At 64.1% G+C, this 12,873-nt stretch carries 15 protein-coding genes; 11 read left to right on the plus strand and 4 right to left on the minus strand.

The genetic code is table 11. From position 1 onward, the window contains the following. Positions 1–8 precede the first annotated feature (8 nt). A complete protein-coding gene (locus AC0IXR_RS19820; protein WP_018044485.1) occupies positions 9–314 on the minus strand; it encodes a septal ring lytic transglycosylase RlpA family protein in 306 nt (101 codons plus the stop codon). Between the two features lie 646 nt (positions 315–960). On the opposite strand from AC0IXR_RS19820, the gene AC0IXR_RS19825 reads away from it, so the two are divergent. Continuing rightward, on the plus strand, positions 961–2,154 hold the full coding sequence (locus AC0IXR_RS19825; protein ID WP_280136564.1) for a site-specific DNA-methyltransferase: 1,194 nt from the start codon (positions 961–963) through the stop codon (positions 2,152–2,154). 67 nt (positions 2,155–2,221) lie between these two features. Here AC0IXR_RS19825 and mutY read toward each other — a convergent pair whose 3' ends face one another. After that, complete coding sequence (gene mutY / locus AC0IXR_RS19830; protein WP_471761908.1) at positions 2,222–3,547, minus strand: A/G-specific adenine glycosylase; 1,326 nt, start codon at positions 3,545–3,547, stop codon at positions 2,222–2,224. Between the two features lie 136 nt (positions 3,548–3,683). On the opposite strand from mutY, the gene AC0IXR_RS19835 reads away from it, so the two are divergent. From AC0IXR_RS19835 to AC0IXR_RS19875, 9 genes are all read left to right on the plus strand, one after another. Further along, complete coding sequence (locus AC0IXR_RS19835; RefSeq protein WP_311274722.1) at positions 3,684–4,175, plus strand: DUF721 domain-containing protein; 492 nt, start codon at positions 3,684–3,686, stop codon at positions 4,173–4,175. Positions 4,176–4,305: 130 nt separating this feature from the next. Continuing rightward, positions 4,306–4,959, plus strand: a complete 654-nt coding sequence (locus AC0IXR_RS19840; protein WP_056430592.1) for a DsbA family protein — start codon at positions 4,306–4,308, stop codon at positions 4,957–4,959. Between the two features lie 204 nt (positions 4,960–5,163). Continuing rightward, positions 5,164–5,559: an AtpZ/AtpI family protein gene (locus AC0IXR_RS19845; protein ID WP_471761880.1), complete on the plus strand. Its 396-nt coding sequence runs from the start codon at positions 5,164–5,166 to the stop codon at positions 5,557–5,559. Positions 5,560–5,641: 82 nt separating this feature from the next. After that, positions 5,642–6,397: a F0F1 ATP synthase subunit A gene (locus tag AC0IXR_RS19850; protein ID WP_018044492.1), complete on the plus strand. Its 756-nt coding sequence runs from the start codon at positions 5,642–5,644 to the stop codon at positions 6,395–6,397. A 90-nt stretch (positions 6,398–6,487) separates the two neighbouring features. Then, positions 6,488–6,715, plus strand: coding sequence for a F0F1 ATP synthase subunit C (locus AC0IXR_RS19855; protein WP_018044493.1), 228 nt, complete (start codon positions 6,488–6,490; stop codon positions 6,713–6,715). A gap of 106 nt (positions 6,716–6,821) precedes the next feature. After that, complete coding sequence (locus tag AC0IXR_RS19860; protein WP_207410551.1) at positions 6,822–7,385, plus strand: F0F1 ATP synthase subunit B family protein; 564 nt, start codon at positions 6,822–6,824, stop codon at positions 7,383–7,385. Positions 7,386–7,457: 72 nt separating this feature from the next. Continuing rightward, a complete protein-coding gene (locus AC0IXR_RS19865) occupies positions 7,458–7,943 on the plus strand; it encodes a F0F1 ATP synthase subunit B family protein (protein WP_207410765.1) in 486 nt (161 codons plus the stop codon). Between the two features lie 149 nt (positions 7,944–8,092). After that, complete coding sequence (locus AC0IXR_RS19870) at positions 8,093–9,019, plus strand: ABC transporter ATP-binding protein (RefSeq protein WP_471761881.1); 927 nt, start codon at positions 8,093–8,095, stop codon at positions 9,017–9,019. Positions 9,020–9,045: 26 nt separating this feature from the next. Beyond that, a complete protein-coding gene (locus AC0IXR_RS19875; RefSeq protein ID WP_207410766.1) occupies positions 9,046–9,807 on the plus strand; it encodes an ABC transporter permease in 762 nt (253 codons plus the stop codon). A gap of 6 nt (positions 9,808–9,813) precedes the next feature. On the opposite strand, the gene AC0IXR_RS19880 is transcribed toward AC0IXR_RS19875, so the two are convergent. Continuing rightward, the gene (locus AC0IXR_RS19880; protein ID WP_471761882.1) at positions 9,814–10,578 is read right to left on the minus strand and encodes an alpha/beta fold hydrolase; all 765 of its coding nucleotides are present in this window, start codon (positions 10,576–10,578) and stop codon (positions 9,814–9,816) included. 263 nt (positions 10,579–10,841) lie between these two features. Here AC0IXR_RS19880 and AC0IXR_RS19885 point away from each other — a divergent pair, with 263 nt between their 5' ends. Then, the gene (locus AC0IXR_RS19885; RefSeq protein WP_419952677.1) at positions 10,842–11,288 is read left to right on the plus strand and encodes an SRPBCC family protein; all 447 of its coding nucleotides are present in this window, start codon (positions 10,842–10,844) and stop codon (positions 11,286–11,288) included. An 81-nt stretch (positions 11,289–11,369) separates the two neighbouring features. On the opposite strand, the gene AC0IXR_RS19890 is transcribed toward AC0IXR_RS19885, so the two are convergent. Then, complete coding sequence (locus AC0IXR_RS19890) at positions 11,370–12,716, minus strand: MFS transporter (protein ID WP_471761883.1); 1,347 nt, start codon at positions 12,714–12,716, stop codon at positions 11,370–11,372. Positions 12,717–12,873 lie beyond the last annotated feature (157 nt).

Consider the following 12,873-nt stretch of genomic DNA (forward strand, 5'->3'; position numbering starts at 1 on the left):
GTTCCGCGTCAGTTCACGACCTTGAGCGAGACGTAGGTCGTGCCGCCCATGCCGAGCGCTCGGGCAGAGCCTTTGGCGAGATCGATGATCCGTCCGCGCACGAAAGGCCCGCGATCGTTGATGCGCACCACCACCGAGCGGCCGTTGCGCTTGTTCTCGACCCGGACACGGGTGCCGAACGGCAGGCTGCGATGGGCGGCGGTCATCCCGTTCGGATTGAAGCGCTCGCCATTCGCGGTCTTGCGACCGCTGCCGTACCAGGAGGCCGCGCCGGATTGGGCTGCGGCCGGTGCACTGAGTGCGGCGAGAGACATGGCGGTTCCAATAGCGGCAGCGGTCCAACGAACAGGCTTCATATTCATCCGCATTCCCTTTGTTGTTGCAGAGGCTGCGGAGCATAGAGCCAATGAAGGCTGAAATGAGATCAGTAGAATGTGGCAAGGCCTGCCTTCATTAGCCTTCGTCGGTCTCATGACGTGTGAATAAAATCTAAAGATATTGCAAATCGGGCGTACGCTGAAATTCTATATTGAGAGCGGATGGAGGCGGTCGTTGACAGCTTCGTTCCCGTTCTCCAACTCCGTCACGGCCCCTGCCACATTGATGGCGAGACATCGCCGTAACCCGGCGTGCGGTGCATGGGAGGCGCGCGTCGCCCGTGACCCTGACGATGCGGGAATGGCTGCCGATGGGGTGCGCGTGGGCTGAAAGCATCCGCGACGGGCTCGGACGAAGTTCCAAGTCGAACTCCAGATCGGCTGGTTGATATACGTTCGACTGTGATTTCATGGTGAACGGATAGTTAGATTGGTCAAGCAAGAGATGAAAATTCGTCAGTATTGGAGCGGGTAGGCAAAATCTGCAGCCCCAAATCGAGACGCATTGTCTACACCCCGGCAACCTGCCCTTTACGTTAACGGCCCCATGGTCTGCCGGTCAGTCGCGTAACCGGTGTTTGCCATGGCTTCCCTGCGTACCGCGGTTGCCGACACCGTCGCCCGGAAAAGTGTCTCGCGTACCGGGCGACTCGTGTCGGCGCCGCGGATGGGTCTCGTACCCGCCGCCCAGCGTCTTCCTCTCGACGAAATCCTCGTCGGGGATTGCATCGCCGCCATGAACGCCCTTCCGGCGGCAAGCGTCGACTGTGTCTTTGCCGACCCGCCCTACAATCTCCAACTCGGGGACGGCTCGCTGTTGCGGCCCGACCAGAGCCGGGTCGACGCCGTCGACGACGCCTGGGACCAGTTCTCGAGCTTCGCTGCCTATGACGAGTTCACCCGTGCCTGGCTCACCGCTGCCCGCCGGGTGATGAAGCCGAACGCGACCCTCTGGGTCATCGGCTCCTACCACAACATTTTTCGCGTCGGTTCGGTGCTTCAGGACCTCGGGTTCTGGATCCTCAACGACATCGTCTGGCGGAAAGCCAACCCGATGCCGAATTTCCGCGGCAAGCGCTTCACCAATGCCCACGAAACCCTGATCTGGGCCTCCCGCTCGGCGGAATCGAAGAGCTACACCTTCCATTACGAGGCGCTGAAGGGCGGCAACGACGACGTCCAGATGCGTTCGGACTGGTTCATCCCGCTCTGCACCGGCGACGAGCGCCTGAAAGGCGCCGACGGCCAGAAGGTCCACCCGACCCAGAAGCCCGAAGCCCTGCTCGCCCGGACCCTGCTCTCGGCCACGAATGCCGGCGATGTGGTGCTCGACCCGTTCTTCGGCACAGGCACCACCGGGGCCGTCGCCAAGCGGCTCGGCCGGCGCTTCATCGGCATCGAGCGGGAGACGGTCTATGCCGAGGCGGCCCGCGCCCGGATCGACGCCGTGGAGCCCCTGTCCAAGGCCGCCCTCCTCGTCGCCCCGACCAAGCGGGCCGAGCCACGCGTCGCCTTCCTCAGCGTGATCGAGGCCGGCCATATCCGTGCCGGCGAGATCCTCACCGATGCGCGCGGTCGCCATGAGGCCGTGGTACGTCCCGACGGGACGCTGATGGTCGGGCCGGCCATGGGCTCGATCCACAAGATCGGCGCCCTCGTCCAGGGCTTTCCCTCCTGCAACGGTTGGGATTTCTGGCACGCCAAGCGTGACGGAAAACTGGTTCTGATCGACGTGTTCCGGGGCCGGATGCGGGCCGCGATGGGGTCGGCCGCATAGTTCTCTCAACGGTGAGAAGATCGGACGCGAGCCGACTTCTCCCGCAGGGGAAGGGTTTGCGCTTGTCCTATCGAGGACGCGTTTTCGGCCTGCCGCGCTTGCGCGGCGCCACAGGCGGGGGCGATTCCTCCGGCTCGTTGAAAAACCCCTCCCCGTCCTCGATCGGCGGCTTCACCACCGCGCGCGGCGCCGGCTTGGGCACTGGGCGAAAGCTCGGGCGCGGCTCGGGCGGCGGAGCCTCGACTTCTGCGAAGAGTGGCGTGTCCTGGACCGCCCGCATGGCCTTCGGCCGTCCGCGCTTCACGGCCTCTGGCTTCGGATCGAACGCATGGGCCAGCACCTTTTTCATGACGCCGGGCAACGGTTCCTCCTCGAGGTCGCGTCTGGGCGTGAAGCGCATGCCGGCCGGTGCCTTCGTGGCGAGGCCGACGCGGGCGACGAAGACGGTCAGTCCCAACGGGAAATGCGTGAAGACGTGGCGCACCACGCCCGGTAGCCGCTTCCATCGCGCGTCCAGCGGAGCGTCGAGCAGGGCCTGGGCGACATCGTAACCGCTATCCCATGCGCTGGTCGGAGGCTCCGCCATGGCACCGAGCAGCCCCTCGGGGGGGCGGGTCCGCAGCAATACGGCCTCGTCCCCGCTCCGGATCGCCACGAACGCGGCGCCATAGCGCTCGACGCCCTTCGTTTTCTTGATCTTGCGTGGAAACGTTTCCTGCAGCCCCAGGGTGCGGGCCTCGCAGGGTGCCATCCAGGGGCAGAGGGCGCAGGCCGGTCGCTTCGGCGTACAGATGGTCGAACCGAGATCCATCAGGCTCTGGGCGAAGTCACCGGGCCGCTGCGCCGGGACGAGGCTCTGGGTCAGCCGTCGGATCTCGGGACGCGCGGCGGGGATCTGCGTCTCGATTGCGAAGAGCCGGGTCACCACCCGCTCGACATTGCCGTCCACTGCCGCTTCCTGCCTGTCGAAGGCGATGGCCGCGATGGCGCCGGCCGTATAGGCGCCGATCCCGGGCAGCTTGCGCAAGCCGTCGAGCGTATCGGGGAAGGCTCCCGCTTCCACGACCGCCTTGGCGCAGGCATGGAGGTTGCGGGCACGGGAGTAATAGCCAAGGCCGGCCCAAGCCGACATGACGCTCTCCTCCGGCGCCGCCGCGAGGGCCTCCACGGAGGGGAAGCGTTCGATAAAGCGCAGGAAGTACGGTTTGACCGCCGCGATCGTGGTCTGTTGCAGCATCACCTCGGACAGCCAGACCCGATAGGGGTCCGGAGCTTCCCCCGGCAGGGCGCGCCAAGGGAGGACGCGGCGATGCCGGTCGTACCATGAAAGGAGATCGGCGGCCTGCGGGCCTCCAACAGAAGAACCGGTCGCTGCCGTGAAGTCCGGTGACATGAAATCCCGCGACATGAGATCCGGCGTGTTGGGCGCCCGTCCATACAGGGTGGCGGCGAACGATCAAAGCATTCGAAAGCCGACGCCGTTCGGGCTATCATGCGGCGTCCGCCCGCATCGGAAACTCTCGGAGCTCATGGCCCGCATCAAACCCCTCGCCGAGCTGATCGAGACCTGTATCGGACCGGCTTTCGCCGCGCAGGGGTTCGCCTCCACCGATATCCTCGCGGCCTGGCCCGATATCGTCGGCGAGCGCCTCGCCCGTTTCTGCCAGCCCTCGAAGCTCGAATGGCCCCGCCGCGCCCGCCGCGAGGAGCAGGGCCGGCCGGATCCAGGCACGCTCGTGGTGCGGGTGGAGGGTGTCTTCGCCCTGGAATTGCAGCATCTGGCTCCCGTGGTGATCCAGCGCATCAACGCCCATTATGGCTGGGCCTGCATCGGCAAGCTCGTCCTCAAGCAGGGGCGCGTTCATCAAGCCGTTCGCAAGCGGGTCGTGCCGCCCCTCGATCCGGTGAAGCGCGGGGAAGTCGCCCTGGCCGTGTCGTCCATCGGCGACGACGCGTTGCGTGACGCCCTCGATAGGCTCGGCGTGGCGATCGTGGCTTCCTCACCACCGCAATCTCGCTGAATCTCACTTCCGACACCATCCGTGTCGCGGCGCATGGAAGCGGGACCGCAGGTCCCGTCTTGTCAGATTGTTCGCGGGTCTCTACCGCAAGCCGCATGGATCGGATCTTCGAGCGGAGCCCGTCGACATCATGATCACCCGTCGCGACACCTTGAAACTCACCGGCATGGCGATCGGCGCGGCCGCGCTCCTGCCCCGGCTGACCCTCGACGCCTTCGCCCAGGATGCGAACCTCGCTTCCCTGATGGAGCCGGGTCCCCTCGGCGATGTCTGGCTGGGGCCGAAGGACGCCAAGGTCACGATCATCGAATATGCCTCGATGACCTGCTCGCACTGTGCCGCGTTTCACAAGAACACTTGGCCGGCTTTGAAGGAGCGCTACGTCGACACCGGCAAGGTGCGCTTCACCTTGCGCGAATTTCCGCTCGATCCTCTGGCGACCGCGGCCTTCATGCTGGCCCGCTGCGACGGCGACGCGAAATACTATCCCATCACCGATCTGCTGTTCGACCAGCAGCAGGGCTGGGCCTACGTGCAGAAGCCGCAATCGCCGGTGGATGCCTTGGAGCAGATGTTGCGGCAAGCCGGATTCTCGAAGGAGAAATTCGAGACCTGTCTCAAGGATCAGAAGCTCTACGCTGCCGTGAACGCGGTGAAGCAGAAGGGGCTGGACACCTTCAAAGTCGACTCGACGCCGACCTTCTTCATCAACGGCGAGCGCTTCAAGGGTGAGATGACGATCGACGGGATGGAAAAGGTCATCAAGCCGATTCTGGGTGCCTGAGACCGAAGCTTGGCCTCCGATTGCCCTTCATGCACGGGGCGCATCGTTCAGGATCGTCGCAAGGGCCTGTTTATCTATATTTTACAGGAACTTAAGGCCCATTCGGCGCGCCTTGACACCCAAGATGGGCGAAACTATGGTGCGCCGCGCTTGACGGGGTTTTCAGGCCGGTTCCCTCCACTCTCGCCAATGTGAGTTTTCGCCGTGAGCGGTAACGACGCAGGGGATGGGAATGGAGACGGACGGCAGAAGCCGGACGAGGATCTCTCGGCGAGACTGAAGCGTCTCGAGAAGCGGATCGAGGAGAAGCGGCCCGCCGCTCCTTCTCGCCCCTCGTCGGGTGCCGGTGGCTCCAACGGGGCGTCATCCTTGGGCCTGGCGATGCGACTCTCCACGGAGTTCATCGCCGGTGTCCTCGCCGGAGGCATTCTCGGCTGGTTGTGCGATCAGTTTCTGGGGACGAAGCCCTGGGGTCTGATCGTTCTGCTCATGCTGGGCTTCGCAACCGGCGTCTATAACGTCATGCGTGTCTCGGGCTCGCTCTCGAGGCCGGCCGCTAAAAACGCGGTCGACAAAAACCGGGATCGGGAACGGTCCTGATCGGCGAATTTTGCCGCTTTCGAGCGGTCCTGAGGCAAAGCGGGCATCTCGCCCGCTCGTGGACAGAAGGACGGTAGCGGCAATGGCCGTAAAGATGGATCCGATCCACCAGTTCGAGCTCAAGCCGCTCGTATCCTTCGGTCATATCGGCAATCAGGAAATCGCGTTCACCCAGTCGGCGCTGTACATGTTCGCCGCCGTCGGGATCATCGCGCTGATCACGATCGTGGCGACGGCGCAGCGCTCGGTGGTGCCGGGCCGGATGCAGTCCGTGGCCGAGGTGTTCTACGAGTTCATCGGCTCGACCCTCCGTCAGTCGGCCGGGCATGGATCCGAGCGGTTCATGCCGCTGATCTTCTCCCTGTTCATGTTCGTCCTCGTCCTGAACATGTTCGGCATGATCCCCTATGCGTTCGCCGTGACAAGCCACATCATCGTGACTTTCGCGCTGGCGCTTCTCGTGATCACCACCGTCATCGTCTACGGCTTCATGGCCCACGGCACGAAGTTCCTGAAGGTGTTCGTGCCCTCGGGTGTGCCGGGCTGGCTGATGCCGATGATCGTCGCCATCGAGATCGTCTCCTTCGTCTCGCGGCCGATCAGCCTCGCGGTGCGTCTCTTCGCCAACGTGCTCGCCGGCCACATTGCCCTCAAGATCTTCGCGGGCTTCGTGCCGGCGCTTCTCGCTGCGGGTGCCTGGGGTGCGATCTCTCCTCTGCCGCTGGCTCTCAGCGTCGCGGTGACGGCCCTCGAGTTCCTCGTCGCCGGTCTGCAGGCCTACGTCTTCGCGACGCTCGCCTCGATCTACCTCAGCGACGCCCTCCACCCCGGCCACTAGGCCCCGGCGGTATCCCCTTCCGTCCCCGGTCCGCGGTTGCGGCCGGATTCCTCTCCACGCAACGAACGAACCGATACCAGGAGCAATTTGATGGATCCCTTAGCCGCTAAGTACATCGGTGCCGGCCTCGCCTGCCTCGGAATGGCGGGTGCCGCCATCGGCCTCGGCAATCTCTTCGGCCAGTTCTACGCCGGTGCCCTTCGCAACCCGTCGGCCGCTGACGGCCAGCGCGGCAACCTGCTCCTCGGCTTCGCGCTGACGGAAGCGCTCGGCATCTTCTCGCTGCTCGTCGCGCTGCTCCTCCTGTTCGCCGTCTAAGTCAGACGACGTTCGTCGACCCGACAGCAGACCCGGACCGGGCGCCCCATTCTTCTGGACGCGCGCCCGGTCCTCATTCACGAACTTACTTTGAGCGAAGGACGTCATGGCTCAGCCGGCCCATCCGACCGCAACCCATGAAGGCATCATGGCATCGCCCGCGTCCGAACATGGCGGCGGCTTTCCGCCGTTCGAGAGCCATACCTTTCTCTCGCAGCTGATCTGGCTCGCACTGGCCTTCGGCCTGCTCTATTACCTGATGGACAAGGTGGCCCTGCCCCGCATCCAGGCGATCCTGCACGACCGTGCCACGCGCCTCTCGTCCGATCTCGACGAGGCCCAGCGCATGAAGTCCGAGGCCGAGGCAGCCGGAGCCGCCTACGAGAAGTCGCTGGCCGATGCCCAGGCGAAGGCCCGCACCATCGCCACCGAGACCCGCGCTGCCCTGAGCTCCGAGGCTGAAGCCCGTCGCAAGACGCTCGAGGCCGAGCTCAACGACAGGATCGCCGCCTCTGAAGCCACGATTCGCACCCGCACCGCCGAAGCCATGGGCAGCGTTCGCTCCATCGCCGGCGAAACGGCCTCCGCCATCGTCGAGCGCCTCACCGGAACGGCTCCCGACCAGGCCAGCCTCGATACCGCATTGAACCGCGTCGCCATCCCGCACTGAGTGCGCCTGCAGCAGACGTGACCGGTCCGGCCCTGCCCTGCCGGACGCCAACGAAATAGGACGACGAGAATGTTGTTGGATGCCGAGTTCTGGGTCGCCGTCGCCTTCGTCCTTTTCATGGGCGTCGTGTGGAAGGTCGGCGGCTTCGCTCAGATCACCAAGGCCCTCGACACCCGCGGCCGCCGCGTTCGCTCCGAACTCGACGAGGCCCGCCGCCTGCGCGAGGAGGCCGCCACGGTACTGGCCGACTACAAGAAGCGCCGCAGCCAGGCTGAGTCCGAAGCCGAAGCGATTGTCGCCGGAGCCCGCGAAGAGGCCCAGCGCATCGCCGACGAGGGCCACGCCCGTCTGAACGAGTTCATTGCTCGCCGCACCAAGTCGGCCGAGACCAAGATTGCCCAGGCCGAGGTTCAGGCGACCGCGCAGGTTCGCGCCGCCGCCGCCGATGCTGCCGTAAAGGTGTCCGAGGTGATCCTGCGGGAGCGCCTCCGGGGCGATGCGGCTCTATCGCTCGTCCGCTCCAGCCTGGACGAGGTTAAGGGGCGCCTTCAGGCCTGAGTGTCACCTCCATCGACGTTCGGAGAAAGCCGCCGCAAGGCGGCTTTTTTGTTCTCCGGCGTGCCGCTTCACACTCGTCCGCGGCACCCATCTCCATGGTATGGCAGCGCCGTTAGTCGCTCCGAAGAAAAATAATCCACGGAGATTCGATGCCGCCAATCATCTCCATCGCGGGCTTGTCCAAAGTCTACGCATCGGGTCTCCATGCCCTGAAGGATATCAACCTCGATATCGCTAGGGGTGAAATCTTCGCTCTGCTCGGCCCCAACGGCGCCGGTAAGACGACACTGATCAGCATCGTCTGCGGACTCGTCCGGGCAAGCGGCGGCACCGTTACGGTGGACGGCAACGACATCGCAAAAGACTATCGTAATGCGCGAAGAGCCATCGGCCTCGTGCCGCAGGAGCTCACTTCGGACGCGTTCGAGACGGTTTGGGCGACAACGAGCTTCAGCCGGGGACTGTTCGGTATGAAGGCCGACCCTGGTCATATCGAGCGGGTGCTGCGTGACCTGTCGCTGTGGGACAAGAAGGACAGCCGCATCATGACGCTGTCCGGTGGCATGAAGCGGCGCGTACTCATCGCCAAGGCCCTCAGCCACGAGCCGCGTATCCTGTTCCTGGACGAGCCGACCGCAGGCGTAGACGTGGAACTGCGTCAGGATATGTGGCGCTTGGTGCGGAAGCTGCGTGACCAAGGCGTCACCATCATTCTCACGACGCATTACATCGACGAGGCCGAAGAGATGGCCGACCGCGTCGGCGTGATCCGAAAAGGGCAGATCATCTTGGTCGAGGAGAAGGCCGAGCTGATGCGCAAGCTCGGCAAAAAGCGGCTGACTCTGCAATTGCAGGCTCCGCTCCCTGCCCTGCCGGTCGAATTGGCCCAACACGGCCTCGCGCTATCGGCGGATGGTCAGGAGCTCGTCTACACCTACGATACCAAGGGCGAGCGCACCGGCATCACGACTTTGCTCACCGACCTCGCTGCGGCGGGAATCCCATTTCGCGATCTCTCCACGAGCCAAAGTTCCCTCGAAGACATCTTCGTCGATCTCGTGAGGGAGCAGGCATGAAGGTCGCCCCGATGAATCCGCTTGCGATGAATTGGCCGGCGATCCGCGCCATCTACCTCTTCGAAATGGCGCGTTTCTGGCGGACGGGCCTTCAGAGTATCGTGGCTCCGGTCATCGCCACCTCTCTGTATTTCGTGGTCTTCGGCGCAGCGATCGGTGCACGCATGGCTTCCGTGGATGGAGTCGCCTATGGCGCCTTCATCGTGCCAGGCCTGATCATGCTCTCTTTGCTGACGCAGAGCATCGCCAACGCATCCTTCGGCATCTACTTCCCGCGCTTTGCCGGGACGATCTACGAGATCTTGTCGGCACCGGTCTCGCCGTTGGAGATCGTGCTCGGCTATGTCGGTGCCGCGGCTTCGAAATCGATCCTGATCGGCCTAATCATCTTGGCGACGGCGGCCCTGTTCGTACCGTTGAGGATCGAGCATCCGCTTTGGATGGTAGCGTTTCTCTTGCTGACCGCGACCACGTTCAGCCTGTTCGGTTTTTTGATCGGATTGTGGGCAGATGGGTTCGAGAAGCTGCAACTGGTGCCGCTTCTCATCGTCACGCCGCTCACCTTTCTCGGCGGCAGCTTCTATTCCATCGAGATGCTGCCGCCCTTCTGGCGGACGGTGAGTCTCGTGAACCCGGTGGTCTATCTCATCAGCGGCTTCCGCTGGAGCTTCTTCGGCACGTCCGATGTCGGGGTGGAGATCAGCCTCGCGATGACGTTGATCTTCCTCGCCCTTTGCCTTGCCAGCGTGACGTGGATCTTCCGCACCGGCTATCGGCTGAAAAGCTGATCGCCGTCACGGCCGCTCGTCGAGGAAGGCCAGAACGCCCTGCCGGTGCAGCTTGTCGCCGACAGCCGTGCTGTGATCGCGGTTGGGGAGTTCCAGGCTCTTCGCATGGGGCATGAGCGCCGCCAAAGCCGGGGCCGAGCCCGCTACAGTATCGAGGGTGCCCACCGTGACGAGCGTGGGAGCGTCGATCTGAGAGACTTCCTCCCGTGACAAGGTCTGGCGTGAGCCGCGCATACAGGCGGCGAGCGCCCGAAGGTCGCTTTTGGTCTGTTCGGCGAAGGTACGGAAGGCAGCGGCCGTGAGATTGGGCGCCTTTTCGCCAGCCGGAGCCTCCAAAGCCTCGGCGATGCCATTTGGCAGGCCTTTTCCCTCCACCAGATGCAGGCCGAGGCCCCCTAACAGCACCGAACGCACCCGCTCCGGGTTGTCGAGTGCGAGATAGGCCGAGATCCGCGCGCCCATGGAATACCCCATGATGTCGGCGCGCTCGATACCGAGATGGTCGAGGAGCCGCCTTGTATCCTGCGCCATGATGTCGGAGCCATAGGCTTCCGGCTCGTAGAGCTTCTCGCTCTCGCCATGGCCGCGATTGTCGAGAGCGACGACCCGGCGCCCCGCCTCGGACAGGGTCTTCACCCAGAGTGTATTGACCCAGTTCACGGAATGGTTGGAGGCGAAGCCGTGGATCAGTACGATCGGATCACCGCTGCCGCCCTTCGCCGGCACGTCGATATAGGCGATGGTGGTCCCGTCGGAATCGAACGTCTGCATCGCGCTGCATGCTCCTGTCGGAAGGTCGATGGCGGCTCGAGGGCCATGCCTATTGGTCGCCAAAATCGTCCTTGAGCGGCATTGAGGCAAGGCGCGAGTGATCAGAGGGGTGACAGGACGGCCTTTCCCTTGTCCTCATCGTGCTCCAACCGTCTTCCTCCCCTTGCCGCACGGAACTTGCGGGGCGAAGAACGATCTGGCCGCCCCAGCTAAACGATTCAGGGCGTGCCATGCGGCTCGATCTTTCAGGATATGGACGGCCCATGATTCAGATCGTTCCCGTCGTCGTTCTCAAACACGTGGTGCGCGCCCCGCAGCCGGACGTCTTCCAAGCCTGGACGGACCCATCGCTCGCGCGAGGCTGGATGGCGCCGGTCGGAACCGTGGCGGATCATGTGGAGATCGACCCCCGAGTCGGGGGGACATTCCTGCTGCGGGGGCGGGATGAGGCGGGCGCACTTCACGCGGTTACCGGTTATTTCGAAGAGATCAGACGCGGGCATCACCTGCATCAGACGTGGACTTATGACGGGCCGAACGAGATGCTGCGCATCGGCGAGACTATCGTGCAGGTGGATCTTCTGTCGGTGGGTGACAAAGCCACGGAGATCACATTAACGCACCGCCGGATCGTCAGCGTGGACGTACGCAACGCCTATCGGTTGCATTGGCGCGACCGCTTCGAGAAGCTCCACGCCTCGCTGGCCTGAACGAGCTCCGCGGCGTCTAAAGCCGACAAGGGGGCAACGACTAGCGTCGCTGCTCCCCTTGTCGCGGATGCGATGAGCGATCTAGGCGAAGGCGGGCTGGCCGCTGGCGACGGCGCGTTGGGCGACCGCTTCGTCGTACAGCTTCTGCTCGTTCTCCTTATGGGTGAGCGAGAAGCGCACGGAGATCGCGCAGAGCGACGAGATCAGCACGGCGATGCCGAGAATGAACAGCGCGCCGGGCAGGTTGCCGACCCCCTTGAGCAGGAATCCAGCCGCCACGGCGCCGACATTTCCACCCGCGCCGATGATGCCGGCGACACCGCCCAGCGCCTTGCGATCGATGAACGGTACGAGGGCATAGGTCGCGCCGCAGGCCATGTGGGTGAACAGACCGAAGGCGAGCATGGCGATGACGGCGAGCGCGACCGACCCCGCATAGGCGAAAGCGAGAAGGCCGAGACCCTCGCCGACCATCAGGACGAACAAGAGCAGGGTGCGGCCGTCGAGGCCTTTCTGACGTGCGACCCGGTCCGACGCGATGCCCCCGAGCGCACGGGCGAAGAGAGCGAGAAGTCCGAAGCTGCCGGCCGCCATTCCGGCCTGGGTCAGGTCGAGGCTGAATCGTTCGACATAATACGTCGCCGCTACCGCATGGATGAAGATCTCGACTCCGAAACAGGCGCCGTAGGTGATCGCGAGCATCCAAACGCGATAGTTCGCCATCGCCTGTTTGAAGACGGCCCAGCCGCCCTTCTTGCCGGCGTCAACCGAAACGCCGCGCGCACGAAGCTCGGTGATGTTGCCCTCGGGCGTGTCCTGCGTGAAGCGGTAATACAGGAATGCCACGACCAGCATCATGACGCCGGGCACGATCATCGACAGGCGCCAGCCCATCGTCTTCTCGACGCCGATGCTGACGAGGGCCGCCAGAATCAGCGGCATCACGCTCTGGGTGACACCACCGCCGGCATTGCCCCAGCCGCCGACCGTGGCGTTGGCCGTACCGACCACGTTCGGTGCGAACATGACCGAGGTATGAAACTGCGTGATGACGAAACTCGCCCCGATGGCGCCGATGGCGAGGCGAAAGAACAGGAAGCTCTCATAGGAATTGGCGAAGGCGATGCCGATCACCGGAATCGCACCGAGGGTCAGCAGACCCGTGTAGGTCAGGCGCGGCCCGAACCGGTCACACATGGGACCTATCAGGAGGCGCACCAGGATGGTGATACCGACTGCGGCGATGTTGATATTGTAGACCTGATCGTTGGTCAGCTTGAACTCACCCTTGATGACCGGCATCAGCGGAGCGACCGCGAACCAAGCGAAGAAGCAGACGAAGAAGGCGAGCCAAGTGATGTGGAAGGCCCGCATCTGGGGCGTGGCCAGACTGAAGAGATCGATTCGGGTCGCTTTTTGGGACTGCATGCGGAGAGGCTCCAGGCGATCGGATATCTCCCGGCACTCCTCGCGAGTGGCCCCCATGAACGGGGTGGGGAGAGATTGGTCGCTCACGCCACAGTGAGCACGAGCCGCCCGTCATCGAAGGCGTCTCTCGCAGGCGCCGTTGCCCACCTGAAGCCAT

It is taken from the genome of Methylobacterium sp. AC832 (assembly GCF_979256025.1).